Origin of the sequence: Salininema proteolyticum (assembly GCF_042685645.1) — a bacterium.
Lineage (GTDB): Bacteria > Actinomycetota > Actinomycetes > Mycobacteriales > Micromonosporaceae > Salininema > Salininema proteolyticum.
The window spans coordinates 4,688,338-4,711,683 of the sequence record NZ_JBHUNX010000001.1 but is presented as its reverse complement, the minus strand read 5'-3'; the positions used below and the strand labels follow the sequence as shown (position 1 = coordinate 4,711,683).

Below are 23,346 nucleotides of genomic sequence, written 5' to 3'. Positions count from 1 at the left end.
CTTAGTCGCCTACCGGCAGGTCGGGCGCTGTCCCCCCGATCGCGCGAGGGCCCGGTCCATGAGGCGATCGCCCAGCGCAGTCCGGGTATGAGGAAGGGCTCCCGCTCCGGTACGGAACGGGAGCCCTCCGGCTCGGTCGCGGCCCCTCGCTTAAGAGGCGGCCTTGGCGAACTTGCGGCTGGACCAGAAGAGGGCCAGCAGCGTCAGGCCGCCCAGGAAGATCCCGGCCTGCCAGATGAAGTCGCTCTGCAGGTCGCCGGCGAAGAGCGCGCGGGCGGCCTCGACGGCGTAGTAGAACGGGTTGAAGTCGGCCACGGTCTGCAGCCAGTTCGGCGCCAGGGCCATCGGCAGCATGATGCCCGAGAGCAGCATGACCGGCTGGACCACGGTGTTGAGCACGGGCGCCATGGCGTCCTCGCTCTTGAGCACCAGGGCCATGCCGTAGGAGAGGCTGCCGAGCAGGAAGGCGACCAGGACGATGATGAGCAGCATCAGCGCGAGGCCGTCCCACTGGATGGTGAGCCCGGCGATCGGCACCGACAGCAGCACCAGGGCCAGGGCCTGGATGATCGTGGTGGAGACCGTCTGCAGGACGCGCCCGGCGGCGAGGGCGACGCGGCTGACCGGGGTCACCCGCATGCGCTCGATGACGCCCTCCTTCAGCTCGGCGATGAGTCCGAAGCCGACGAAGGTCGAGCCGAACAGGGCCATCATGATGAGCAGTCCGGGGATGAAGGTCTCCATCGCGCCGTTCTCGAAGCCGGGCATGCCGCCCATGCCGTCGAGGAGGGGCGCGAAGAGGATGAGGAAGTACAGCGGCTGGATCAGCATGACGATCAGCCAGACCGGCTGTTTCAGGTTGAGCAGCATGGCCTGCCGGTAGACCAGCCACGTGTCGCGCAGGAATTTCACTGGTTTCTCCTAGGAGTTCTGGCCTTCGCGGAGGCTGCGGCCGGTCTGCATGAGGAAGACGTCGTCCAGGCTGGGGCGGTGCAGTTCGATCGACGCGGGGGCGATGTCGGCCTTGTCGAGCACGCGGAGCAGCTCGGGCACGGCGGTGGCGCCGTCGTCGACGTACATGCGCAGCTCGGCGATCCCGGTGGCCGGGTCGGCGGAGCCGAGTTCGACGTCGCGCACGAACTCCTTGGGGTCCACGAGGCCCTTGGCCTCGTCGGCCTTGCCGTTGACGCCGATGGACACGACGTCTCCGGCGACCTCGTGTTTGAGGCCCCGGGGCGTGCCCTCGGCGACGACCTCGCCGTGGTCGACGATGGCGAGCCGGTCGCACAGGGCGTCGGCCTCGTCGAGGTAGTGGGTGGTGAGGAAGATGCCGGTTCCCATGTCGCGGAGGCGGCGCACCTCGTCCCACATGTGGGCGCGGCTCTGCGGGTCGAGTCCCGTGGTGGGCTCGTCGAGGAAGACGAGCTTGGGCTCGTGGATGACGCCCAGGGCGATGTCGAGGCGCCGGCGCTGGCCGCCGGAGTAGGTCTTGCACTTGCGGTCGGCGTACTCGGAGAGCTGGAAGACCTCCAGCAGTTCCGTGGCGCGCTGCTTGGCCTTGGCCTTGGACATGCCGTAGAGGCGGGACTGCATGACGAGTTCCTCGCGCGCGGTCGAGTCGCTCCAGGTGCCGCCGCCCTGGCCGACGTAGCCGATGTCGCGGCGGACGGCGGCGGCCTGGGTCTTGAGGTCGTGGCCGACCACCTCGGCGTCCCCCTCCGTGGGTTCCAGGAGGGTGGAGAGCATCCGCATGGTGGTGGTCTTGCCGGCGCCGTTGGGGCCGAGGAGTCCGAAGACCTCGCCTTCTTTGACCCGGAGGTCGACGCCCTTGACGGCCTCGACGGTGTTCCCCCGGGACTGGAAGGTCTTCTTCAGCCCTTTGGTTTCGATGAGCATGATGGTGTTCCCTTGAAAGTCTTCTTGACGCCATAGTGACGTCATATGGAAGTCTAGCCGGATACAAAGTCCTAGTCAACTTTGACTATAAATTTTCCTCGCTTCGCCTGTCCAATGAATATGCGCGTGATGAATGGCATAGTCAACGTTGAGTTATCCTGGGACTATGTGGAAGACACGACTGCTCATCCTGGGCCTCGTCCGGTGGCTCGGACCCGTGCACGGCTACCTCATCAGGCATGAGCTCTCGTCGTGGAACATCCCCGGCATCTCGGACCTCAAGCCGGGGTCCATCTACCACGCCCTGAAGAAACTCGCCTCCGACGGGCTGGTCGAGGTCGTGGCGACCGAGTCGGTCGGCGACCGGCCGGCCCGCACGACCTACCGGGTCACCGCCGAGGGAGAGCGGGAGTTCCAGCACATGCTCCGCGAGCGCACCTGGAACTTCGAGGCCGAGGCCGACAACTTCGAGGTCACCTTCGGCTTCGCGCTGGTCCTCGGCCCGAGGGAGACGACGGCGATGCTGCGGCAGAGGGCCGACTACCTCTTCGAGAAGGCGGAGGCCGCGACGCAGACGCTGGCGTCCACGACGGCGGACTTCGACCCGGACGGCGCCGAGCGGTACATCCCGGCCCACTCGAGGGCGATGCTGCGGCGGCGCGCGGAGCTCTTCGCGGTGGACGCGGCGTGGTGCGAGGAGACGGCCGACCGGTTGGAGTCGGGGGATCTGGAGCTGCCGCCGGACGTGGACGCGGAATCGTCGGCCATGTGGCGAGAGGCGATCCTCGACGACTTTAGGAAAAAATCCACAAAAGATTCTGTGCGAACCCCATAAACTTTGTCCGTTTTATCCCGAATTTACCTCACTCTGGTGACCGTGCCGCAACGAACGGCGCCATGCCAACCATTACACTGCACGATGTGCGTAAGGTATTGATCGCCAACCGCGGCGAAATCGCGGTCAGAGTCATCCGGGCCTGCAAAGACGCCGGTCTTGAATCCGTCGCCGTCTACGCCGACGGCGACCGGGACGCTCCCCACGTCCTGCTGGCCGACGAGGCCTACTCTCTAGACGGTGTCACGGCGGCCCAGACCTACCTGGACATGGACAAAATCCTGACGGTAGCGCGCCGCAGTGAAGCCGACGCCATCCACCCCGGCTACGGCTTCCTCTCCGAGAACGCCGACTTCGCCCAGGCCGTCCTGGACGCGGAGATCACGTGGATCGGACCCTCCCCGCAGGCCATCCGCGACCTCGGCGACAAGGTCACGGCCCGCAAGATCGCCGAGAGGGCCGGAGCCCCCCTCGTGCCGGGGACCAAGGACCCGGTCGACACGGCCGACGAGGTCATCGCGTTCGCCGACGAGCACGGCCTCCCCGTGGCCATCAAGGCGGCCTTCGGCGGCGGCGGCCGCGGCCTCAAGGTCGCCCGCGAGCGCGAGGAGATCGCCGACCTCTACGAGTCGGCCGTCCGCGAGGCCGAGGCGGCCTTCGGGCGCGGCGAGTGCTTCGTCGAGCGCTACCTGGACAAGCCCCGCCACGTCGAGGCCCAGGTCATCGCCGACCAGCACGGCAATGTGATCGTGGTCGGCACCCGCGACTGCTCCCTGCAGCGCCGCCACCAGAAGCTCGTCGAGGAGGCCCCCGCGCCGTTCCTGACCGACGACCAGCGCGCCGAGATCCACAAGGCGTCCAAGACCATCTGCCGCGAGGCCGGCTACTACGGGGCGGGAACCGTCGAGTTCCTCGTGGGCCAGGACGGCACCATCTCCTTCCTCGAGGTCAACACGCGCCTCCAGGTGGAGCACCCGGTCTCGGAGGAGACGACCGGCCTGGACCTGGTCCGCTGGCAGTTCCGCGTCGCCGACGGCGACAAGCTGACGCTGACCGAGGACCCCGAGCCGAGGGGCCACTCCATCGAGTTCCGCATCAACGGCGAGGACCCGGCCCGCGGCTTCCTGCCGGCCCCCGGCACCGTCACCAAGGTCGAGTGGCCCATGGGTCCCGGCATCCGCGTGGACACCGGCGTCGAGGAGGGTTCCGTCATCGACGGGAACTTCGACTCGATGCTCGCCAAGCTCATCGTGACCGGCGACAGCCGCGAACAGGCGCTGGAGCGCTCGCGCCGCGCCCTGGACGAGCTGGTCGTGGAGGGCCTGCCGACCGTGATCGGCTTCCACCGCGCCATCGTCCGCGACAAGGCCTTCGCCGAGGACTTCACGGTCTTCACCCGCTGGATCGAGACCGAGTGGAACAACGACCTGGAGCCGATCCAGGCGGAGGCGCCGGACACCGAGAGTGAGGAGCGCACCAAGGTGCTCGTCGAGGTCAACGGCAAGCGCGTGGAGGTCTCCCTGCCCGAGACGCTGATGAAGCCCGCCGCGGCGAAGCCGCGCAAGCGCAAGGCCAAGGAGAAGTCGTCCGGGCCCGCGGCCTCGGGAGACGGCCTGGCCAGCCCCATGCAGGGCACCATCGTGAAGATCGCGGTGGAGGATGGACAAACCGTCGCGGCGGGTGATACCGTCGTTGTGCTCGAAGCGATGAAGATGGAACAACCGATCGAAGCCCACAAGTCGGGCACGATCTCCAACCTGGGCCTCTCCATCGGGGACACGGTCTCCGCCGGCGAAGCCGTCTGCGACATCGCCTGAGCCGACAACTTCACATCCAGGCGCAGCCACCCCGCGCGGGGGCTGCGCCTGTTTGTGCGCCCTGATGTGCAGACTCGTTCGCCCGCATCAGGTGGTCTCGTTGATATGAGGAAGTACTATGCACTTCGTTAAAGGCCCTGACCCGGCCACCGGCCACGATCTCACCTATTCCGACGTCTTCATGGTCCCCGCCCGCTCGGACGTGGGTTCCCGGCTCTCGGTGGACCTCTCCACCTCCGACGGGACGGGCAACACCATCCCGCTCGTCGCCGCGAACATGACGGCGGTGTCCGGCCAGCGCATGGCCGAGACGCTCGCGCGCCGCGGCGGCCTGGCCGTCATTCCCCAGGACATTCCGCTCGACGTCGTGGCCGACACGATCAACACGGTCAAGAAGCGCCCGGTCCACTGCGACACGCCGATCACGCTGCCGCCGACCGCCACGGCGGGCGAGGCGCTGGCGCTGATCCCGAAGCGCGCGCACGGCGCGGTCATCCTGGTCGACTCGGGCCACCGGCCCGTCGGCGTCGTCTCCGCCTCGGACTGCGAGGGCGTCGACCGCTTCTCGCCGCTGGCCGAGATCGCCTCGACGGACGTCATCACGCTTCCCGACGGGATCTCCGACGAGGACGCCTTCAACCGCCTCAACGAGGCCAAGGTCAAGCTGGCCCCCGTGGTCAACGTCGACGGCCGCCTCGTCGGCGTGCTCACCAAGCCCGGCGCCCTGCGCAACACCCTCTACACGCCGAACACCGACGCCAACGGGCGGCTGCGCATCGCGGTCGCCGTGGGCATCAACGGCGATGTGGAGGCCAAGGTCAAGGCCGTGTCCGACGCGGGGGCCGACCTCATCGTCATGGACACCGCGCACGGCCACCAGGGCCGGATGGTCGAGGCCGTCGGGATCGCCCGCAAGGCCGCCCCGCACCTGCCGATCGCCGCGGGCAACGTGGTGACGGCCGAGGGGACCCGCGAGCTCATCGAGGCCGGGGCCGACATCGTGAAGGTCGGCGTGGGCCCGGGCGCCATGTGCACGACGCGCATGATGACGGGTGTGGGCCGCCCGCAGTTCTCCGCGGTGCTGGAGTGCGCCGCCGAGGCCCGCCGCCTGGGCAGGCACGCCTGGGCCGACGGCGGGGTGCGTCACCCGCGCGACGTGGCCCTGGCGCTGGCCGCCGGCGCCTCGAACGTCATGATCGGCTCGTGGCTGGCGGGGACCTACGAGTCCCCCGGCGACCTGCATTACGACGCCGAGGGCAAGCCGTACAAGGAGAACTTCGGCATGGCCTCCGCGCGGGCCGTGCGTCTGCGCACCGCCGGGGACAACCCCTTCCAGCAGGCTCGCAAGGCGCTGTTCGAGGAGGGCATCTCGTCGGGCAAGATGTACCTGGACCCGACCCGCCCGGGCATCGAGGACCTCGTCGACTCGATCGTGGCCGGGGTCCGCTCCGCCGCCACGTACGCCGGGGCCGGGGATCTCGAGGAGTTCCACGAGAGGGCCCGGATCGGCATTCAGAGCGCCGCCGGGTTCACCGAGGGCGCCCCGGTGCCGCGCAGCTGGTAGCCGGACTCAGTCGAGAAGGGGGCCTCCCGCCGTGCGGCGGGAGGCCCCCTTCGTCTGTGCTCTATGGAGTTACGGGCGGCCGTAGCCGGCGATGCCCATCATGTCCATGCTCGCCACGCGGACCACGTCGCCGGTCTGCGGCGCGTGGACGACCTGGCCGTCTCCGATGTAGAGGGCGTTGTGGCCCAGGCCCTCGTAGAAGACGATGTCTCCGGGCTGGAGCTGGTCGCGGGAGACGTGGGCGACGTAGTCCCACTGCATCTGGACGCTGTGCGGCAGGGAGACTCCCGCGGTGGCCCAGGATCCCAGGACCAGGCCCGAGCAGTCCCAGGTGTCCGGCCCGGAGCTGCCCCACTCGTACGGCTCGCCCTGCTGGTCGAGTCCGAACTGGACGACGCCGGAATTGTCGCCGTTGTAGTTCGAGGTGACCGGGTCGGGCTTGTTCATCTCGTCGAGCTGGTACTGGAGGTCGCCGACCTCGCTCTCGATCTCCTCTTTCTTCTCCTCGAGCTCCTTGAGGATCTTGTCGGAGTCCTTCTTGAGCTTCTCCAGTTCCTCCTTTTTGGACTGGAGCTCGGCGGCCTTGCCGAGGTACTCGTCGAGCCTGTCCTGCTGGGCGCTGGTCAGGCTGGAGAGGTACCCGACCCTGTCGGCCAGGTCGCTGCCGTTGCCGCTGAGCACGGCGTTGACGAAGGCGGTGTCGCCGCTGATGTAGGCGTCGGCGATGATGTCGGCGATCTTCGCCTGCGCGTCGGCGACCTCTTTCTCCGCTTCCGGCAGCTCCTCCTCGATCTTCTCGATGAGCTTGTCGGCCTTCTTGAGCTCTTCGCGCTTCTCGTTGTGCTCCTCGATGACCGCGTCGAGGTCCTCGTTGCGGTCGTTGAGCTCGGACTGGATCTCGTCCTCGCTCGGCTCGGCGTGGGCGGCCGCCGGGGCTAGGAGGACGGCCCCGGCCATGAGGCCGACGGCTACGAGCCTGACGGTGCGGCGAATGCCGCTCGAGGCGGGGAACGGGTCAGCGGAGGCACGGGGGCGAGCGGTAGATTCACTGTCAAGCACTCGGAGTGCTCCTTCCTCTGACTATGCGGGAATCGTCGGCCCCCGGTCGTTCGGGGCGGGAGGCCTTCCCTCAGAAGCGGTCGCGAAGGCGAGAGGCGACCGCGTTCTGGAAACCTCTCTGAGGCTAGTCGCGCCGTTCGGGCCTTGACAAGGCCTGAGCGAGCAATTCTCAATAACTGGCACAATTTAATACGGTAGGGCGCGGCTGTGGTACGCAGGGTTCTCCCGATTCGCGCCCCGACCGACTTGCACTATACCCCCTGGGGGTATACAATCGCTCTCAGAGGAGGACTTCATGGAAGAGACGGAAGCCAAGACTTGCGAGGGCGGCGACGCCCACTACTGGTACCACGGCGACAAGGACGCGATAGTCCGGCGCCTCAAGCGAATCGAGGGGCAGGTCCGCGGCCTGCAGCGCATGGTGGACGACGACAAGTACTGCATCGACATCCTCACCCAGATATCCGCGGTCAACCGCGGCCTGCAGGCCGCGGCCGTCAACCTCCTCGAAGGCCACCTGGCCCACTGCGTCGCGGATGCCCAGACCTCCGGGGACGCCCAAGAGGCCGAAGCCAAGGTCAAGGAAGCCAGCGCCGCCGTCGCCCGCCTGCTGCGGTCCTAACGGCGACGGCACTCCCTTTCACCGATCGTGAAATAAGAGCGAAGAACAGGAGAACAGCATGGAGAGCACCTACAAGGTCGAGGGAATGAGCTGCGGACACTGCGTCACCGCCGTGACCGGAGAGCTCAAAGAGGTCGGGGGCGTCACCGGCGTGGCCGTCGACCTGGAGGGCGGCCTGGTCACGGTGACCAGCGAGAAGGAGCTGGAGCTCGACACGGTCCGCGAGGCGATCGACGAGGCCGGCTACGAGCTCAAGGGCAAGGCCGTCGACCAGGCCAAGGCCGAGGGCGGCTCCTGCTGCGGCGGCAGCTCCTGCGGCTAGTTCACCCGAACTTCACCGGGCGTCCCCGAGGGGGCGCCCTTTTCCATGCCCCCGCCGGGCGCCGCGCGCCGCCTAGCCGCTCCCGAGCGGACACGGAGAGCTATGCTCGGAGCATGGCTCACTCAGACGATGACCGCCCCGTCGAGCTCGGCGAGGACGATATCTCCATCATCCCTGACCAGACCATGGACGACACCGACCAGGGCTGGGGCGAGCGCCCCGCCCGCTCCCACCGCCGAGCGGGGAGGAAGCTCTCGGCCCGCGACCTGGAGCTCCTCGACGAGCGTCCACCGCACTGGTCGTAGACGACGAACGCGGAGCGGCCGGCGGGGACCACGGGTCCCCGCCGGCCGCTCCGCGTCTGCTTACGAGAGGGCCCGTCCTCAGGTTCCCCGCTCGCTGAGCACGGGCCGAAGGCGCCCGACGGGCCCTCGAGAAATCCCTACGACTTGGCGCCGTGCCCGACGCTGGCCAGCAGGCGTCCCAGCTTCGGCACGAAGACCAGCAGGACCGCTCCCGTGATCGCCGCGCAGGCGGCCATCACGAAGAAGAAGCCCGAGTCGCCGATCCTCGGCTGCAGCGCCGCGTAGGCCTGGCCGCCGATCGGGGTTCCCACCGCGGGGGCCAGGAACCAGACGCCCATCATCTGGCCGCGCAGCTTTTTCGGCGCGAGCGCCGAGGTCACCGACAGGCCGACCGGAGAGAGCGAGAGCTCGCCCCAGGTGATGAACAGGTAGACCAGGGCCAGCCAGGCGAGCCCGATCACGGCGCCGTCGTCGGCGGCGGCCTGCAGCCATCCCAGCAGGACGAAGGCCACGGCGATGAGGACGAGCGCCAGGGTGAACTTCTTGGCGGCGTTGAAGCGGTCGCCCAGCTTCACCCACAGCGCGGCGGCGACGCCGCCGAAGATGATGATGTAGAAGGTGTTGAAGTTCTGCGTCGCCCCGGCCGGGATCCCCATGCCGAAGACGCTCAGGTCCACCGCGTTCTCGGCGAACACCGTCAGCACGGAGCCGATCTGCTGGAACAGCATGAAGAACACGACCGCCGCGATGAAGAGCCCGACGTAGACCTTCATGCCCGTGTGCTCGGACTCGGTCATCTGGTCCTTCTGGCGGAAGATGTAGGCGAAGTAGCCGACGACCAGGACGATGCCCAGGTACGTGATGACCTGGGGGACGGTGACCGGGTTGAAGGTTCCCGACCAGATCCAGACGGCCACCGCGACGGCGGCCGCGAGGAGCCCTCCGGCGGTCCACTGGATCGCGCGGGTCCTCTCGGCGGGTTCCAGCGGCCGGCTGGGCCTGTCGCCGGGGCCCGAGACCCGCTTCCAGCCCCACATGTAGAAGGCGATGCCGATGGCCATCCCGACCGCGGCGGCGGAGAAGCCGAGGTGCCAGCGGTCCTCGCCGGCCAGGAACGGGGTGACCAGGAGGCCCAGGAAGGCGCCGAGGTTGATACCTATGTAGAACAGGGAGAAGCCGGCGTCGCGGCGGGCGTCGTCGTCCTCGTGGTACTGGTGGCCGACCAGGACGGAGATGTTCGGCTTCAGGAGGCCCGTACCGCAGATGACCAGGGCGAGTCCGGTGAAGACGAAGGCGGGCCCGTCGACCGGCACGGCCATGGAGATGTGGCCGAGCATGATGATGACGGCGCCGATGAGAACCGCCTTGCGGTTGCCGAAGACGCGGTCGGCGAGCCAGCCGCCGGGCAGGGCGGTCAGGTAGACCATTCCGGTGTAGATGGAGGCGATCGGCACGGCGACGGTCTCGTCCATGCCGAGGCCGTTCTGGGCGATGCTCGCCGTGAGGTAGAGGACCAGGATGCCCTGGAGGCCGTAGAAGCTGAAGCGCTCCCACATCTCGGTGCCGAAGAGGACCGCCAGTCCCCGCGGGTGGCCGAAGAACTTCCTGTCCAGCGTGGGGTCCGCCGCTGCGGCGTCGTCGGGTTCGCCCCGTCCGGGCGTTCCGGATCGACTCATGGGGTCATTTCTCCTCCGTGAGGTGCGCACGGTTTGTGGGCACGGTGTGTGTCGGCGGCCGTCACGCGGCCGCCGCGGGCGGCGCCGCCGTCGACTCGGGCGTCGGCGTCCCGGGGCGCCCCGGCGTTGGGCACAGGCGTCTCGGTCGATGTGGGCGCGCTCCTCCCCGGAGCGGTGACATCAGTGTGGACAATGCCTTGCCGCGAAGTTGCCCGAATGACGAAACTAGCGCCATGGGGAAAGACCCGTCCACAGCACGTAAATCACAATTGTCTTCCATATAAGAAAAATGCGGGGAACACCTCGATAAAGGCGCGATCCCCGACCGCGCCCAGTGAATATTTACACAAAATCGGTCCATTTCATACACTTCGTATTTGTGAACTCGACCAAAGTCAGTGACGTTCACGTGTATGACGCGAATGCGACAGAATGGGATTCGGTTCCCTCTCGGCCTCGCCGTGCCCGGGAGTAACCTTGACAGGTGGAGGAGCGCCGGATAGAAAACCTGAACCTGGATACTCTCAGCCGCTTGCCGCGCAAATGCCGCAACTGCGTCTTCTGGGAGCTCTCCCCCTTGTGCGCCGAAGCGGCCCTGGAGGTGGGCGACCCCGAGCTGGAGAAAGAGGCCTGGATCTCGCAGACCCTGCTGGAGTGGGGATCGTGCGGGAGGCTCGCCTTTCACGGGCGCAAGCCCGCCGGCTTCGTCGTCTACGCCTCGCCCAAGTTCGTCCCCCGCGCCGCGGAATTCCCCTCCGGCCCCGTCAGCGCCGACGCCGCCCTCGTCACGACCGTTTACGTGGTTCCCGAATTGGTGGGCAAAGGCGTTGGGCGGCAATTGATACAGGCCGCCGCGGCAGATGTCAGGCGCAAGGGGATATACGCGATGGAGGCCTTCGGGGACTCGCGCGCGGAAAAGGACGCCTGCATGGCTCCGGCCGATTTCTTCCGTTCCGTCGGATTCAAAACGGTGGCGCCCGACCGCAATTACCCGCGACTGCGGATGGAGATGCACGGCGCCATCACCCGCGAGGCCGAAGCGGCGGCCGACCACGACATGCAGACGGAGATAGACCTCCTGCTGCTCGACAGCAGCAGCATGGCCCTCGTCAAGGAGGGGACGGGATCGCCGCGCCAGAGGGGCCTCCAGGGCTTCTGAGGAGGGTTCGCCTTCGGCCTCTCCTCCCCTGCGCCCCCTACATACTCCCCTACCTACTTCCCCTACCTCCCTACGTACCTGCCTGCCTGCCTGCCTGCCTGCCTGCCTGCCTGCCTGCCTGCCTGCCTGCCTGCGACGGAGCAAAGCAGAGGCCCCCGGAGCCGAAGGCCCTCGGGGCCGATAGAGTAAAAAAAGGGGCCCCGACTCAAAGTCGGAGGCCCCTTTTCGCTTCGGGTCCGTTAGGCGATGCCAGCGAATTTCTTGATGACGGGCTTGGAGTTGGCCCCGACCATCTGGTCGGCGGGCTCGCCGTTCTTGAACAGGATCATGGTCGGGATGCTCATGACCTTGTAGTCGCGGGCGATGTTCGGGTTGGCGTCGACGTCGAGCTTGCGGATCTCGACACCGTCCTGCTCCTTGGCCAGCTCGTCGAGCAGCGGGGCGACCTTGCGGCACGGGCCGCACCAGGTGGCCCAGAAGTCGACCAGGACCGGCTTGTCGGACTTGAGGACCTCGCCCTCGAACTCGTCCTGCGTGACGGGAAGCGCCTTGCCCTCGGTGTGGGACTTGGTGGCTGCCATGATTACCTCTCCTCTGAACGGTGTGTGAAAAGCTGGGTGCCCGCGGCCCTAGGGCTGCAGGTAGTGCTCTACGTCGATCGCGGCCATGCAGCCGGTTCCGGCGGCGGTGACGGCCTGCTGGTAGTAGTGGTCGACGACGTCGCCGGCGGCGAAGACGCCGGGGACCGAGGTCTTGGTGGACTTGCCCTCGGTGACGACGTAGCCGTCGTCGTCGAGCTCCAGCTGTCCCTTGACCAGCTCGGAGCGCGGGTCGTGCCCGATGGCCAGGAACAGGCCCGTCACGCCCTCCATGACGCTCTCCTCGCCGGAGACGGTGTCCTTGACGCGGACGCCGGTGACCTTCTGGTCCTCGCCGAGGATCTCGGTGACGACGGTGTTCCACTTGACGTCGATCTTGGGGTTCTCCAGGGCGCGCTCGGCCATGACCGCGGAGGCGCGGAAGGTGTCGCGGCGGTGGAGGATGGTGACCTTCTCGGCGAACTTGGTCAGGAAGGTGGCCTCCTCCATGGCGGTGTCGCCGCCGCCCACGACCACGATGTTCTGGTCGCGGAAGAAGAAGCCGTCGCAGGTGGCGCAGGCGGAGACGCCGTGGCCCATGTACTCTTCCTCGCCGGGGACGCCGAGGCGGCGGAAGGCGGAGCCGGTGGAGAAGATGACGGAGCGGGCGTGGTACTCCTCGTCGCCGACCCAGACCTTCTTGACGGCGCCGTCGAGCTCGACGCGGGTGACGTCCTCGGGGACCAGCTCGGCGCCGAAGCGCTCGGCCTGCTTGCGCATCTCGTCCATGAGGTCGGGGCCCATGATGCCGTCGACGAAGCCGGGGTAGTTCTCCACGTCGGTGGTCTGCATCAGCGCGCCGCCGAACTGGGATCCCTCGAAGACCAAGGGCTTGAGGTCGGCGCGGGCGGCGTAGACCGCCGCGGTGTACCCGGCCGGGCCCGAGCCTACGATGATGACGTTCCTGATTTCTCCACTCACAGCTTCTCCTGGGGCTCGCGTCTGTCTTAGTCCGGCCAACGCGCTCCAACGCGCGCCTATTCCCCTCCGAGAGTGCCATGTGCGGCCGGTCACGGCCACCGCGACCACGCGTGTCAGGCGCCGGTTCACGCCCTCGGCTACTCCGAGACGTACAGCTGGTCGACCTGGCCGTCGGCGCAGGCGGGGCCGACGGCGACGGCGGTGTCCCCGCCGTTGTCGGAGAACAGGAGGAACACCACGGCGTCCTCGCCGTCGAAGGTCGCGAAGTCGGCCTTCACGGGGATGGCGTCGTAGCGTTTGAGGACGGCGTCCTGGCAGGCGCGCCACGACTCGGAGTCCTCGATGAGCGGCCGCAGCTCCAGCGGCGCGTCCTCGGAGGAGACCTCGTTCCCCGCCCTGAGTTCGCGCAGGAACGCCAGCACGTCCTCGTCGGCGGTGTAGTCGCGGCCCGAGGCGGCCAGGCGGAGGGTCTCCTGCTGCAGGGGCGACTCGGTCTCCCCGTCCAGGGCTCCCATGTCCTTGCCCTCGTCGTCGAGGCCCTTCTCGGCCTCCGGCTCGAACTCCTCGCGGTTCTCCCCGGCGACGTCGTTGACCGGTTCGTCGTCGTCCTGCAGGGCCAGCGGCATCACCACGGCGCCGACGAAGACGACCGCGAGCGCGGTCAGGGCGATGGAGGCCACGGCCATGCGGGGCCGCAGCGAGCGGAAGCGGTCGGTCCAGCGGTGCGGTTCGACGGCGGGACCGAGGTTCCCGGCCTCGGGGAGGCGGTCGAGCACGGCGTCGAGGCGGCGCTCCACGGACTCGGGGAGGGCGTCGTGGTCGCCGTCGGCCTGCCGCAGGGCGGCGGCGACGTCGTCGGGCGTCCAGGGCTGCTGGGAGGCGCTCACGGTTTCGTTCCCCTCCTCTCCGTCGCGATGTCCCTCTGTCCGGGCGGGTGTGGTGATGAGACGTCTCCGCTCTCTCCGGAGTTCCGTTCGGCGCCCGCGCTCGTGAGCCAGCTCGCCATCTTCTTCCTTCCCCGCGCGGCCCGGGACTTGACGGTGCCCGGCCGGACGGCGAGGATCTCGGCGACCTCGTCGAGCGGATAGCCGAGCATGTCGACGTAGACGAGGACGGTGCGCTGTTCGGGCGGCAGCTTCACGAGCGCCTCCCGGACGGTCAGGGAGAGGGCGATGTCCTCGTTCTCGACGGAGCCCTCGCCGGGGCTCTCGCGCGTGTTGCGCTCGGCCAGGGCGCGGCGGCGCTGGTTGGAGCGGATGCGGTCGAGGCAGGAGTTGACGACGATGCGGTGCAGCCAGGTGGAGACGGCGGACTTGCCCTTGAATCCGGAGGCGGACTGGTAGGCCTTGATCATGGCGTCCTGGAGGGCCTCGGCGGCGTCCTCCGGGTCTCCGAGGGTGCGGACCGCGACGGCCCACAACCGGGTGCGGTGGCGCCGGAAGAGCTCGCCGAAGGCCTCTCGGTCGCCTTTGATGTGGCGTGAGAGGAGTTCGGCGTCGCCCGTTTCGGGCTCGGGGCGGGCACCGGGCTGTCGGGGCATGGGCATCACCTAGGCGTCCGGCGCACCGGCGCGCCCTCTATTCGCGGACGAAAACATCTATCGAGCTCACAGTCAGTTTGTAGCCGCTGGTGGTCTGCGGCAGCGAGGTTACCCACACCACTATATACCGCGTCTTGAGCTCGCCGTCCGGACGGAGTTCGACGTTGGCCTCGGCCTCGGAGGGCGCGACGGCCTCGGAGTACTTCTCGACGATCTCCAGGTCGCCCTCGGAGCTGTCGCCGTAGTCCTCGTCGCCGGACAGGAGGCCGACCTCGGCGCCGGGGTCGTGCATTCCGACGCGGACCGAGGCGACCTCGGTCTCCTCGCCGAGGTCGACGAGGATGCCCATGCCCGGTTTGAGGTTGCCGAAGGTGGCGGGCGGGTTGTACCGGTCGGTGCTCCAGCCGGTGTCCGGGTCGTCGTCGAAGAGGTTCTCGACCCCGCTCAGCTCGTCGCGCTTCCCGTCGGGCGGGTCGACGATGCGGGCGTCGGCGGCGGTGATGTCGGCGGGGACCGGCGCCTCGGGCTGCTCGTTCTCGTCGGTGTCCTCCGACTGGGTCTCCTCCGAGCCGGCGTTCTCGGGCGGGGCCTCGGAGTCCTCGCCGAAGAGGAACACGCCGGCAAGGATGACCGCGATGACGGCCACTCCGGCGACGGCGGCCACCAGGGCGTGGCGGCGGGCGGACCCCTCCTTCTGGGAGGCCGGTGCGCTCGACTCGCGCGGGAGGAGCCCTGCCTGCGGGGCCGGCTCCGGTGCGGCGGGCGCGGGGGCGACGGCCGTCTCGTCGAGGGCCGGTTCGGCTGCGGACGCGCTCGCCGGCAGGACTTGCGTGCCGGCGAGGGCGTCGAATCCTTCACGGCCGCGCTTGTCGGCCAGTTCGCGGAAGCGGTCGGCCACCTGGGCGGCCGTGGTGACGTCCCCGGTGCCTTCGACGAGGCTGGCGGCGAGCTCGGACACCTCTTCGGAGACGTCGGGGTTGACCAGGTGGGCGGGCTGGACGCTGCCGTCCTCGGCGAGCGGTGCCGGCGACAGGATCGAGCTGGAGGGGATGACGGCGGGCCAGTACCCGGTCAGCCCCGCGTAGAGGAGGCCTCCCAGGGCGCGGACGTCGTCCTCGGCGGTGGACCCCTCCTCGTTGTACGGCTCGGTGACCATGATGCGGTCGTCCTCCGACAGCAGCAGGGTCGCCGGGTGCAGGTGCCCATGGGCGATGGCCACGTCGTGGAGGGCCGTCACCGGGTCGGCGATGGAGGCGACCAGTTCGAGGGCGTCCGGTTCCGGCAGGGGCCGGCTCTCCAGGACCGCCGAGAGCGGCTCGCCGTCGACCCATTCGCGGACGACGTAGGCGAAGCGCCCCTCGTCGACGGCGTCGTAGACCGACACCATCGAGCTGGAGACCACCCGGGAGGCGGCCACCGCGGCGTTCATCGTGGGAACGGCCTCGTCTCCGCCGGGAACCCTGATCACCAGGGCCACCGTGCGGTTGAGGATGACGTCGGTGCCGCGCCAGAGGCTGCGTTTGCCGCCGTCGCCTCCGACGTACTCGTCGAGGCGATAGCGTTGCGCGAGAAGCTCTCCGACCTCCGGCAGGTCAGCGCTGTCCGTCATTCAAACTCCCTGTGTCTATGTCGGGCTCGAGGCCCCGGCACCGAGTTTACCGGTCACCGTCCGAGTTTCGAACGCACCAGCGAGCGAAGATCGCGTACCTCATGCACTCGCAGGACCATGCACACGACCACGTATACCAGCAACGCGGCGCCTCCGAGGACGGCCGAGCTGAGGATCTGCTGGAACTTGTCGCCGAGAGGATCCGGCCACACAGTGTAACCGAGCCAGGCGACGGCCCCGCCGCAGAGGGCCGCGACGAGCATGGCGAGCTGGCCCTTGAGGATGTTGCCCATTCCCAGCAGCCCCAAGCGTTTGCGGAGTATCGCGGTGGTCAGGAACACGGAGACGACGTACGAGATCCCGTTGGCGGCGAACAGGCCGACCACCACCCACTCCATCGGCAGCAGCGCGAACGCGAAGAGGTAGAAGGCGACGCGGAAGATGATGACCGGCAGGTTGATGAGGGCCACCATGCGGGTGTCGGTCTGCGCGAAGAACGCGTAGTACTGGATCTGGCTCATGGCGAACGGCAGGAGGGCCATTCCCGCCACCGCGAGCACGTAGCCCGTCGCCGTGGCCTGGTCGTCCAGGTAGACGCCCCAGTTGAACACCGCGTACGCGGCCGGCTGGTTGAGCGCCACGAGGATGACCGCCAGCGGGATGACGAGGAAGGACATCATGCGCGTGCCCCCGGCCAGCTGCTCCTTCAGCTCCCCCCAGTTGCGGTCGTCGGCGGCCCTGGTCATGCGCGGCATGAGGGCGGTGACGATGGAGACGCCGATGATGCCGTAGACCATCATCATGATCAGGTAGGCGTTGTTGTAGACGATGGGACCGGGCACCCAGAAACCCTCGTCCTTGGCCGATCCGTAGGCCATGTTCGCGAGTTTGATGACCAGCAGGACCGACAGCTGGTTGGCCACCACGAACAGGATCGTCCACGAGGCCATCCGGGCGATCTTGCGCAGCGGCAGCTCGCGGAAGTCGAAGCGCCACTTCCAGCGGAAGTGGACCTTCTTCAGCGCCGGGAGCAGGGCCAACACCTGGATGACGATGCCCGCCAGGGTGCCGCCGCCCAGGAGCATGATCATCCCCGGGGTGATCTGGTCGGCCGTGTTGAAGGGGACCGCGCCGGTGAACACGGCCCAGAAGGCCACGCCCACCGCGATGACCACCAGGTTGTTGATGATCGGCACCCACATGGGCGCCGCGAAGTGGTCGCGCGAGTTGAGGACTCCGCCGAGGATCGCCGCCATGCCGTAGAAGAACAGGGCCGGCATCATCCAGTAGGAGAGGCTGGTGACGATCTCGCGCGGGTCGCCCGGGTCGGCCGTGAGCGCCACGACGGGGCTCGCCAGCGTCGCGACCACAGTGGCCAGTCCGAGGAGCACAAAGGCCAGTGTGAGCATCCTCTGGGTGAAGGCGTCGCCGCCGTCGAGGTCGTTCTTCCTGGCCTTGACGAACAGGGGGAGGATGATGCCCGTGAAGATACCGCCCATGACCAGCTCGAAGATCATCTGGGGGAAGAACTGGGCGGTGGTGTAGGCGTTGCCCAGGAGCGTCGCTCCCAGGGCACCGGACAGGACCACGGTCCGAGCGAAGCCGGTGATTCGGCTCACCAGGGACCCCAGTCCCATCACAATGCTCGACCGGGCTACGCCCTCTGTAGCGGTTGCGCTCACTACAGTCCTTTCTACCTGGGGTAACGTCTCAGCGGTCTGTGCCGAGGGGCACGCGGGAGAGACTGTAAACTGGTGGGGCGATGTCTGAATCTAACCACAGTGCCATCACGGTTCCCTCCCTGGCCGACGACCTGGGGCGCCTCTTCGCCGACGCCGGATACGAACTCTACCTGGTGGGCGGTCCCGTCCGGGACGCCATCCTCCGGCGCGGAGTCCACGACCTCGACTTCACGACCGACGCCCGCCCCGAGGACACCCTGCGGATACTCTCCGACGCGTGCTCCACGACCTGGACGACGGGCGCGGAGTTCGGCACCATCGGCGGCCTCTTCCGCGGAGAGCAGGTGGAGGTGACCACCTTCCGCGCCGACGCCTACGACGGAGTGACCCGCAACCCCGTCGTTGCGTTCGGGGACAATATTACCGACGACTTGAAGCGCCGCGACTTCACCATCAACGCGATGGCGGTCTCGGTGCCCGGGCACGAGTTCGCCGATCCCCACGGCGGCATAGCCGACCTCGCCCGGCGCACGATCCGGACGCCCTCCTCCCCCGAGACGTCCTTCCACGACGACCCGCTGCGGATGCTGCGCGCCGCGCGCTTCGCCTCTCAACTGGACTTCGAGATCGAGCCCGACACGCTCGCCGCCATGGAGGACCTGGCGCCGGAGCTGTCCCGGATCACCGCCGAGCGGGTCCGCGACGAGTTCACCAAGCTCATGGCCACTCCCGACCCGGTCAAGGGCCTGCGGGTCCTGGTCGACTCCGGCCTGGCCGACCGCTTCCTCCCCGAGCTGGGGGCGCTGCGCATGGAGATCGACGAGCACGCGCAGCACAAGGACGTCTACGAGCACTCTTTGCAGGTGCTGCGCAACTCGATCGCGATGGAGGAGTCCGGGCCGGACGTCCTGCTGCGCATCGCCGCCCTGCTGCACGACATCGGCAAGCCCGCCACCAAGGACGTGCTGTCCAACGGGAACGTCACCTTCCACCACCACGACGTCGTGGGCGCCAAAATGACGCGCAAGCGCATGCGGGCCCTGAAGTTCTCCAAGGCCGAGACCGAGACCGTCGCGCACCTCATCTACCTGCACCTGCGCTTCTACGGCTACGGGCAGGCCGGCTGGACCGACTCGGCGGTGCGCCGCTACGTCTCCGACGCCGGGTCCGACCTCGACCGCCTGCACCTCCTGGTGCGCTCCGACGTCACGACTCGCAACCGGCGCAAGGCCAACCGCCTCAAGGCCGACTACGACTCCTTCGAGCAGCGCATAGCGCAGATCAAGGAGCAGGAGGACCTCGCGGCCGTCCGCCCCGACCTCGACGGCAACGCCATCATGGAGATCCTCGGCGTCGGACCGGGACCGACCGTCGGCAAGGCCTGGAAGTTCCTGAAGGAGCTGCGGCTCGAAGAGGGCCCCCTGCCCCGCGACGAGGCGATAGAGCGACTCAAGGCCTGGGCCAAGGACGAGGGCCTGGTCGGCTGAGGCCGTCGGGCGCCGGCTATCCGGCGTCCAGGCCGGCCTCCTCCAGCGCTCCCTCGACGGTCGCCACCACGGAGGGGACCGTGGTCTCCGTCAGGTATTCCTCGGCTCCGTCCAGGTCCAAGTCCTGTTCCGTGCCCGCTTCGAGCACGACCCGGACCGTGAGGACGCCCGTGGCCGCGTAGACGCTGTAGGTCTCGCCGAACCCGTAGTCGCCGTGCAGGAGGAGTCCTTCGCCCCAGGCGCCCTCGACGGGCTTCTCCTCGAGGTCGCCCTCGACGTCCTCGCGCGCCTCCGCCAGCAGCCGGTCGACGTCCGCCGTCGCGTCCTCTGCGGTCGGTGCGGCCGAGACGCCGATCGACACTCTGCCGTCGATGGTCGCCTCCGCGCGCTCCGGGTCGGAGCTGAGCACCACGTTGTCCGTGCACTCCACCAACTCCTGCGGGTGTCCGATGCCCTGGTCGGCACTGACGGGACCGCCGTTGTGCGGTTCGATGCCGAAACGCTCCACGACCGCGTCGAAGTCCGCTCCGAACTTCTCGCACGCCGCCCAGCCCCGTACTTCGGCCTGCACGTCGGTATCGGCGATGTCCGCCTGCTCCGCCTCGCCCTGGGGCTGCGCCTCGTCCTCGGGGGCCGGTTCGTCCCCCGGTCCGCCACAGGCCGACAACAGGAGCGCAAGAGACGCCGCCACACCGGCGCCTCGGATGGTCTTCTTCGTCATTCCGTTTCCTCACAGTCGAAGTCGTCGGCGGGCTCGCGCCGCCCACGGAAGCTTAGTGCAGCCGCCGGCCCGGGCTCCGCAGCGACCCACAGGGCCCCGGGAGTCGTCCGGGGACCGCCGCGAGCGCCGTCAGTGGACGGTGCGTTCGGGCAGGTCGAGGTCGAAGAAGTCCGGCAACTCGCCGTCGCGTTCGACCGTCTCCGGGAAGGCGAACAGGCCGGTCGCCACAACGTCGTAGTCTTTGTCGTAGACGTCCTGCCGCGCTTCGGCCTGCACGACGACATGGACGACGCCCTCGGGCTCCACGTCCACCGTCAGGTCCTCCCAGAGGTACTCGGGCTCCCGACCCGCGTCGCCCTGCGACGCCTGCCGGGGAACTCCCAGGCGCAGTTCGTGGCGCCCGGGCGCCAGCGGCATCCAGACCCGGCCCCAGAAGGCCTCTGAAACGCCGTCTCCACTCGCGATCCTCGGCGGGCGCATCCAGTACAGCGTTCGGGGCATGAATGGCTGGCCGTGCTCTCTGAGGTCCAGGAGGTCGTATTCCTTCGCCCGGAACTCCTGATCGGCTATGCCCCACTGGAAATCGAGGACTACGCCGCTCCCGCCGGGCACCTTCTTCTCCAGGTACGGCAGCAGCGTGATCGCGCCGTGCTCCAACGGGGGCAGGACCCGCTCGGGCGCGTTCTTCTTCTGGACGTACTGGACCAGGATGAGCACGCCCGTCAGGAGGACGGCGGCCGGAAAGTACCAGAGGCCCGCCCAGAGCCAGCGGTCCGCCTCCGCGCCGTCGCCGAGGACGGTGGTCACGACGAACATGTAGAGCAGGTAGGGCAGACTCAGGATCATCGGGATTCCCAGCACCATCTGGGCGGTGAAGTGGAGCCGGCCGTGGACCCCGCCCCCGGTCGACCCCATGAACCGCTCGGAGAGGAAGACGTCCCTGCGGATCTCGTTCCTGCCGTAGCGGGTGAACTCGTCCAGCCGGTAGTCCTGTTCTTCCTCGACGTCCAGAATCCAGTAGCCCGACGTCCGCCCGCTCTGCACGGCGAAGTGGTGGCGGCCGGGTGCGAGTTCCAGCCAGACCTCCCCGATCCCCTGTGTCACGGGCCTGCCGTCCACCAGCAGCACGGGGGTGTTGGGATAGGGCGCCACCGGCGCCATGGCGGCGAAGCCGGCCCGGTCGGGGCGGCGGCTCTCCACGATGACCTGCACCCTCCCGACGCCCGGACGGCGGGCGGGCCTCTTCCACAGGGGAGCCTCGACCGCCGCCGGGTGCCGGGCGATCTTCCACTTTCCGTCGAACAAGGCTATTGCGTCTTCCATTCGACCGGTCGGCCGTTGTGGTAGAAGCTCGGGGAGTTGTCGTCGATGACGTCCTGGATCTCCTCCTCCGACTGTGACTCGAAGCCCAGGTCGTCCGGGGAGGCCGCGTTCGGGTCGTCGTCCTTGTGGTCCCTGGCCCAGTAGTTGTTCGACCCGCTCGTGACGAACGGCAGGACGTTCCTCACCTGGCCGGCCACCTCGCCGGCCTGCTCGCCGAGGTTGCCCATGTTCTTGACGTTCTTGGCCCAGCCGAGCGGGCTCTTGATCATGTTCATGTCCTTGCCGAACTCGGACATGGCCCTCTTGAGGATCCCGGCGAGGTTCTTCCCCGTCAACACCTTGGCCGAGGCCTTCAGAGTCGCCTGGGCGACGGCCTTGATCGTCCAGGTGCCGGCCGCCGCCGTGGAGGCGCCCGCGGTGGGAACGGCCGCGGCGAGCGCCGCGGTCCAGGTGATGATGAGTTCCTTGACGATCTCGGTGATGATGCCCTTGATGACCGCCATGAGGACTTCGGCGAGGAACTGGGCGGCTCCGAGCCATTTCTGGCAGGTGCCGGCCTTGATGCCGATCGCCCCGATGGCGTCGCCCAGCTCTTGCAGGCGCCCTTCGGCGGCCGTCGCGGCCTGGTCCTTCCAGTCGCCGATGCCGCCCTCGAAGATGGACTGGACCTCTTCGCCGAGCGCGTAGGCGGCCTGTTCGATGTCGGCCCAGCGGCTGATCGCGTCGTCGAAGCGCTCGGGGTTGCCCGCCACCAGGCCGAGGATGTCCTGCAGCGGTTGGATGTAGGCGACGAGGAAGTCGACGCCGTTGCCGATGAGCCACCCGAGCGGGTCGGTCACGTACCCGACGCCCTGCGCGAGCATCTCGGAGCTTGAGGCGACGACCTGGCTGATGTCGCCTTCCTCGACGCCGCTGATGATGTTCTTGCCGGTGCCCACGGCCGTGGCGCCCCAGCCGGCGTCCGTGCCGTTGGTCTGGAAGACGTCGCGCTGCGCGGGATCGTCCAATTTGTCCATTGTGGACTGGTAGTCCGAGTCTGACACGGCCTCTCCCCTATCCCGTCGGTCCGTAGGTGTGGATTTCGAGCTCGCCCTGGATGGCCGTCAGGGCCGCCACGACGCTCTCCTCGGTGCTCTCGTAGTTCCGCGCGCACATGTCCAGGCGGATGGCGTTGCCCTCCAGGGCCAGCGGCAGGTCTTCGAGGGTGGTCTCGACGTCGCTGCCGACCGTCGCCTCGTAGGCGATCCCGATGGTCAGGCCGAGGATGATCCCCCACGTGCCCGGTCCGGGGTCGGCGCCGGCGGCCGCCTCCTGGAGTTTCCTGCTGTCCTCCGCCAGTTGCCTGAGGCGGTCTCGCGCGTCGTCGATAGCCTCGATGTCCTGAACGTTGTCCGCCATGGTCGCCTCCCTTATCCGAGGTTGTCCCGCGCGCGGTCGCGCACGCCGGCCGGCATCTGGCTCTCCACGAGGTCGGAGAGGCCGATTCCCGGTGCGGCCTGTTCGGCCATCTTCGCCAGTTTCATCGCGTGGGTGCCCTGCGCCTCGCGGATGGTCTCCAGCACGACGCCGACGAGGTTGCCGCGCAGGCGGAGAGCGGAGTCGTCGATCGTGATGCCGGTTATCTCTCCGTCGCTGTCGAGGACGACGGTGACCATGCCGTTCTCGGAGGTCGCCGTCGTCTCGTCGGCGCCGTGCTCCGCTTCCAGCTCGGCAACCTTGGCGAGGGTGTCCTGGGCGTTCTTCTGGATCTGCTCTATCTTGGCCATCGCCTCGGCGAGGTCCATGGGGCGTTCCTCGGGCATGTCAGAACTCCCTCTCCTGCGGCAGACTGACGCCCATGACACGGTTCACCTCGTCGGACAGTTTCCGGTCGGCCTCGGTGCGGGCCTTGGCTATCACGTCGACCATGGCGGCGCCGAGCTCGTTGCCGGACATTTGGAAGGCGCGGTGGGAGAGGTCCATGTCCAGGACTCCTCCGCCCGGGGAGACGGTGACGGTCACCGCGTGGTCGTCCGACTGGGCCTCCGCCCGTATGTCCGCCGCGGCCTGCCTGAGGCGGGCGGCCTGGTCGTTGAATTCGTTTCCTCGCACGCGAGCATTATACGGATCGACCGGCGGTCCCCCTGGGTAGCCTCGCTGGGAGAGCTGTGCGGACACCTTGTCGGAACTC

At 68.3% G+C, this 23,346-nt stretch carries 24 protein-coding genes; 8 read left to right on the top strand and 16 right to left on the bottom strand.

Translation table 11 applies throughout. The features are described 5' to 3' along the window. Window positions 1-150: 150 nt before the first annotated feature. Together ACFTE1_RS22065 and ACFTE1_RS22060 are read right to left on the bottom strand one after the other, a co-directional pair. Window positions 151-912, bottom strand: coding sequence for an ABC transporter permease (locus tag ACFTE1_RS22065; RefSeq protein ID WP_380623303.1), 762 nt, complete (start codon window positions 910-912; stop codon window positions 151-153). Window positions 913-921: 9 nt separating this feature from the next. Further along, the gene (locus ACFTE1_RS22060) at window positions 922-1,896 is read right to left on the bottom strand and encodes an ATP-binding cassette domain-containing protein (protein ID WP_380623301.1); all 975 of its coding nucleotides are present in this window, start codon (window positions 1,894-1,896) and stop codon (window positions 922-924) included. A 166-nt stretch (window positions 1,897-2,062) separates the two neighbouring features. Here ACFTE1_RS22060 and ACFTE1_RS22055 point away from each other — a divergent pair, with 166 nt between their 5' ends. The 3 genes from ACFTE1_RS22055 to ACFTE1_RS22045 all read left to right on the top strand — a co-directional run bounded on the left by ACFTE1_RS22055 (window position 2,063) and on the right by ACFTE1_RS22045 (window position 6,112). Continuing rightward, window positions 2,063-2,731 carry a PadR family transcriptional regulator gene (locus ACFTE1_RS22055; protein WP_380623299.1) on the top strand — a complete coding sequence of 223 codons (669 nt, stop codon included), beginning with the start codon at window positions 2,063-2,065 and terminating at the stop codon, window positions 2,729-2,731. An 86-nt stretch (window positions 2,732-2,817) separates the two neighbouring features. Next, window positions 2,818-4,548, top strand: a complete 1,731-nt coding sequence (locus tag ACFTE1_RS22050) for an acetyl/propionyl/methylcrotonyl-CoA carboxylase subunit alpha (RefSeq protein WP_380623297.1) — start codon at window positions 2,818-2,820, stop codon at window positions 4,546-4,548. Window positions 4,549-4,666: 118 nt separating this feature from the next. Beyond that, window positions 4,667-6,112, top strand: coding sequence for a GuaB1 family IMP dehydrogenase-related protein (locus ACFTE1_RS22045; RefSeq protein ID WP_380623295.1), 1,446 nt, complete (start codon window positions 4,667-4,669; stop codon window positions 6,110-6,112). Between the two features lie 69 nt (window positions 6,113-6,181). Here ACFTE1_RS22045 and ACFTE1_RS22040 read toward each other — a convergent pair whose 3' ends face one another. Then, the gene (locus tag ACFTE1_RS22040) at window positions 6,182-7,171 is read right to left on the bottom strand and encodes a C40 family peptidase (protein WP_380623293.1); all 990 of its coding nucleotides are present in this window, start codon (window positions 7,169-7,171) and stop codon (window positions 6,182-6,184) included. 295 nt (window positions 7,172-7,466) lie between these two features. On the opposite strand from ACFTE1_RS22040, the gene ACFTE1_RS22035 reads away from it, so the two are divergent. The 3 genes from ACFTE1_RS22035 to ACFTE1_RS22025 all read left to right on the top strand — a co-directional run bounded on the left by ACFTE1_RS22035 (window position 7,467) and on the right by ACFTE1_RS22025 (window position 8,420). Then, window positions 7,467-7,793, top strand: coding sequence for a metal-sensitive transcriptional regulator (locus tag ACFTE1_RS22035; protein ID WP_380623291.1), 327 nt, complete (start codon window positions 7,467-7,469; stop codon window positions 7,791-7,793). A 58-nt stretch (window positions 7,794-7,851) separates the two neighbouring features. Further along, window positions 7,852-8,115, top strand: a complete 264-nt coding sequence (locus tag ACFTE1_RS22030) for a heavy-metal-associated domain-containing protein (protein ID WP_380623289.1) — start codon at window positions 7,852-7,854, stop codon at window positions 8,113-8,115. Window positions 8,116-8,228: 113 nt separating this feature from the next. After that, window positions 8,229-8,420: a hypothetical protein gene (locus tag ACFTE1_RS22025; RefSeq protein WP_380623287.1), complete on the top strand. Its 192-nt coding sequence runs from the start codon at window positions 8,229-8,231 to the stop codon at window positions 8,418-8,420. A 137-nt stretch (window positions 8,421-8,557) separates the two neighbouring features. On the opposite strand, the gene ACFTE1_RS22020 is transcribed toward ACFTE1_RS22025, so the two are convergent. Next, window positions 8,558-10,096, bottom strand: a complete 1,539-nt coding sequence (locus ACFTE1_RS22020; protein WP_380623285.1) for a peptide MFS transporter — start codon at window positions 10,094-10,096, stop codon at window positions 8,558-8,560. A gap of 532 nt (window positions 10,097-10,628) precedes the next feature. On the opposite strand from ACFTE1_RS22020, the gene ACFTE1_RS22015 reads away from it, so the two are divergent. Beyond that, window positions 10,629-11,255 carry a GNAT family N-acetyltransferase gene (locus ACFTE1_RS22015; RefSeq protein ID WP_380623283.1) on the top strand — a complete coding sequence of 209 codons (627 nt, stop codon included), beginning with the start codon at window positions 10,629-10,631 and terminating at the stop codon, window positions 11,253-11,255. A 239-nt stretch (window positions 11,256-11,494) separates the two neighbouring features. Here the strand turns inward: ACFTE1_RS22015 and trxA are convergent, their stop codons facing one another. The 6 genes from trxA to murJ form a co-directional block, all read right to left on the bottom strand. Then, window positions 11,495-11,836, bottom strand: coding sequence for a thioredoxin (trxA, locus tag ACFTE1_RS22010; RefSeq protein ID WP_380623281.1), 342 nt, complete (start codon window positions 11,834-11,836; stop codon window positions 11,495-11,497). 48 nt (window positions 11,837-11,884) lie between these two features. After that, window positions 11,885-12,814 (bottom strand): thioredoxin-disulfide reductase, encoded by a 930-nt coding sequence (gene trxB, locus ACFTE1_RS22005; protein WP_380623279.1) that lies wholly within the window; start codon window positions 12,812-12,814, stop codon window positions 11,885-11,887. A gap of 137 nt (window positions 12,815-12,951) precedes the next feature. Beyond that, entirely contained in the window at window positions 12,952-13,701 is a 750-nt protein-coding gene (locus ACFTE1_RS22000; protein WP_380623277.1) for a hypothetical protein, read from the bottom strand. After that, window positions 13,698-14,354, bottom strand: a complete 657-nt coding sequence (gene sigM, locus ACFTE1_RS21995) for an RNA polymerase sigma factor SigM (protein ID WP_380623275.1) — start codon at window positions 14,352-14,354, stop codon at window positions 13,698-13,700. The genes ACFTE1_RS22000 and sigM overlap by 4 nt, the downstream gene beginning before the upstream one ends. 37 nt (window positions 14,355-14,391) lie before the next feature. Further along, complete coding sequence (locus tag ACFTE1_RS21990; RefSeq protein WP_380623273.1) at window positions 14,392-15,963, bottom strand: protein kinase family protein; 1,572 nt, start codon at window positions 15,961-15,963, stop codon at window positions 14,392-14,394. A gap of 53 nt (window positions 15,964-16,016) precedes the next feature. After that, window positions 16,017-17,645 (bottom strand): murein biosynthesis integral membrane protein MurJ, encoded by a 1,629-nt coding sequence (murJ, locus tag ACFTE1_RS21985; RefSeq protein ID WP_380623271.1) that lies wholly within the window; start codon window positions 17,643-17,645, stop codon window positions 16,017-16,019. A gap of 80 nt (window positions 17,646-17,725) precedes the next feature. On the opposite strand from murJ, the gene ACFTE1_RS21980 reads away from it, so the two are divergent. Then, window positions 17,726-19,132 (top strand): CCA tRNA nucleotidyltransferase, encoded by a 1,407-nt coding sequence (locus ACFTE1_RS21980; protein ID WP_380623269.1) that lies wholly within the window; start codon window positions 17,726-17,728, stop codon window positions 19,130-19,132. Window positions 19,133-19,148: 16 nt separating this feature from the next. Here the strand turns inward: ACFTE1_RS21980 and ACFTE1_RS21975 are convergent, their stop codons facing one another. The 6 genes from ACFTE1_RS21975 to ACFTE1_RS21950 all read right to left on the bottom strand — a co-directional run bounded on the left by ACFTE1_RS21975 (window position 19,149) and on the right by ACFTE1_RS21950 (window position 23,267). Continuing rightward, on the bottom strand, window positions 19,149-19,853 hold the full coding sequence (locus tag ACFTE1_RS21975; RefSeq protein ID WP_380623267.1) for a hypothetical protein: 705 nt from the start codon (window positions 19,851-19,853) through the stop codon (window positions 19,149-19,151). Between the two features lie 129 nt (window positions 19,854-19,982). After that, window positions 19,983-21,158 (bottom strand): hypothetical protein, encoded by a 1,176-nt coding sequence (locus ACFTE1_RS21970; RefSeq protein WP_380623265.1) that lies wholly within the window; start codon window positions 21,156-21,158, stop codon window positions 19,983-19,985. 2 nt (window positions 21,159-21,160) lie between these two features. Next, window positions 21,161-22,192: a hypothetical protein gene (locus ACFTE1_RS21965; RefSeq protein WP_380623263.1), complete on the bottom strand. Its 1,032-nt coding sequence runs from the start codon at window positions 22,190-22,192 to the stop codon at window positions 21,161-21,163. Between the two features lie 37 nt (window positions 22,193-22,229). Further along, window positions 22,230-22,574: a hypothetical protein gene (locus ACFTE1_RS21960; RefSeq protein ID WP_380623261.1), complete on the bottom strand. Its 345-nt coding sequence runs from the start codon at window positions 22,572-22,574 to the stop codon at window positions 22,230-22,232. A gap of 11 nt (window positions 22,575-22,585) precedes the next feature. Further along, entirely contained in the window at window positions 22,586-22,978 is a 393-nt protein-coding gene (locus ACFTE1_RS21955; RefSeq protein WP_380623258.1) for a YbaB/EbfC family nucleoid-associated protein, read from the bottom strand. Window position 22,979: 1 nt separating this feature from the next. After that, the gene (locus tag ACFTE1_RS21950; RefSeq protein WP_380623256.1) at window positions 22,980-23,267 is read right to left on the bottom strand and encodes a YbaB/EbfC family nucleoid-associated protein; all 288 of its coding nucleotides are present in this window, start codon (window positions 23,265-23,267) and stop codon (window positions 22,980-22,982) included. Window positions 23,268-23,346 lie beyond the last annotated feature (79 nt).

Bases quoted from the DNA above. Each gene is read 5' to 3' on its own strand.
- ACFTE1_RS22060 (WP_380623301.1), bottom strand. From the start codon at position 1,896: ATGCTCATCGAAACCAAAGGGCTGAAGAAGACCTTCCAGTCCCGGGGG.
- ACFTE1_RS22055 (WP_380623299.1), top strand. From the start codon at position 2,063: ATGTGGAAGACACGACTGCTCATCCTGGGCCTCGTCCGGTGGCTCGGA.
- ACFTE1_RS22045 (WP_380623295.1), top strand. From the start codon at position 4,667: ATGCACTTCGTTAAAGGCCCTGACCCGGCCACCGGCCACGATCTCACC.
- ACFTE1_RS22035 (WP_380623291.1), top strand. From the start codon at position 7,467: ATGGAAGAGACGGAAGCCAAGACTTGCGAGGGCGGCGACGCCCACTAC.
- ACFTE1_RS22030 (WP_380623289.1), top strand. From the start codon at position 7,852: ATGGAGAGCACCTACAAGGTCGAGGGAATGAGCTGCGGACACTGCGTC.
- ACFTE1_RS22025 (WP_380623287.1), top strand. From the start codon at position 8,229: ATGGCTCACTCAGACGATGACCGCCCCGTCGAGCTCGGCGAGGACGAT.
- ACFTE1_RS22020 (WP_380623285.1), bottom strand. From the start codon at position 10,096: ATGAGTCGATCCGGAACGCCCGGACGGGGCGAACCCGACGACGCCGCA.
- trxA (WP_380623281.1), bottom strand. From the start codon at position 11,836: ATGGCAGCCACCAAGTCCCACACCGAGGGCAAGGCGCTTCCCGTCACG.
- sigM (WP_380623275.1), bottom strand. From the start codon at position 14,354: ATGCCCCGACAGCCCGGTGCCCGCCCCGAGCCCGAAACGGGCGACGCC.
- ACFTE1_RS21990 (WP_380623273.1), bottom strand. From the start codon at position 15,963: ATGACGGACAGCGCTGACCTGCCGGAGGTCGGAGAGCTTCTCGCGCAA.
- ACFTE1_RS21980 (WP_380623269.1), top strand. From the start codon at position 17,726: ATGTCTGAATCTAACCACAGTGCCATCACGGTTCCCTCCCTGGCCGAC.
- ACFTE1_RS21975 (WP_380623267.1), bottom strand. From the start codon at position 19,853: ATGACGAAGAAGACCATCCGAGGCGCCGGTGTGGCGGCGTCTCTTGCG.
- ACFTE1_RS21965 (WP_380623263.1), bottom strand. From the start codon at position 22,192: ATGGACAAATTGGACGATCCCGCGCAGCGCGACGTCTTCCAGACCAAC.
- ACFTE1_RS21960 (WP_380623261.1), bottom strand. From the start codon at position 22,574: ATGGCGGACAACGTTCAGGACATCGAGGCTATCGACGACGCGCGAGAC.
- ACFTE1_RS21955 (WP_380623258.1), bottom strand. From the start codon at position 22,978: ATGCCCGAGGAACGCCCCATGGACCTCGCCGAGGCGATGGCCAAGATA.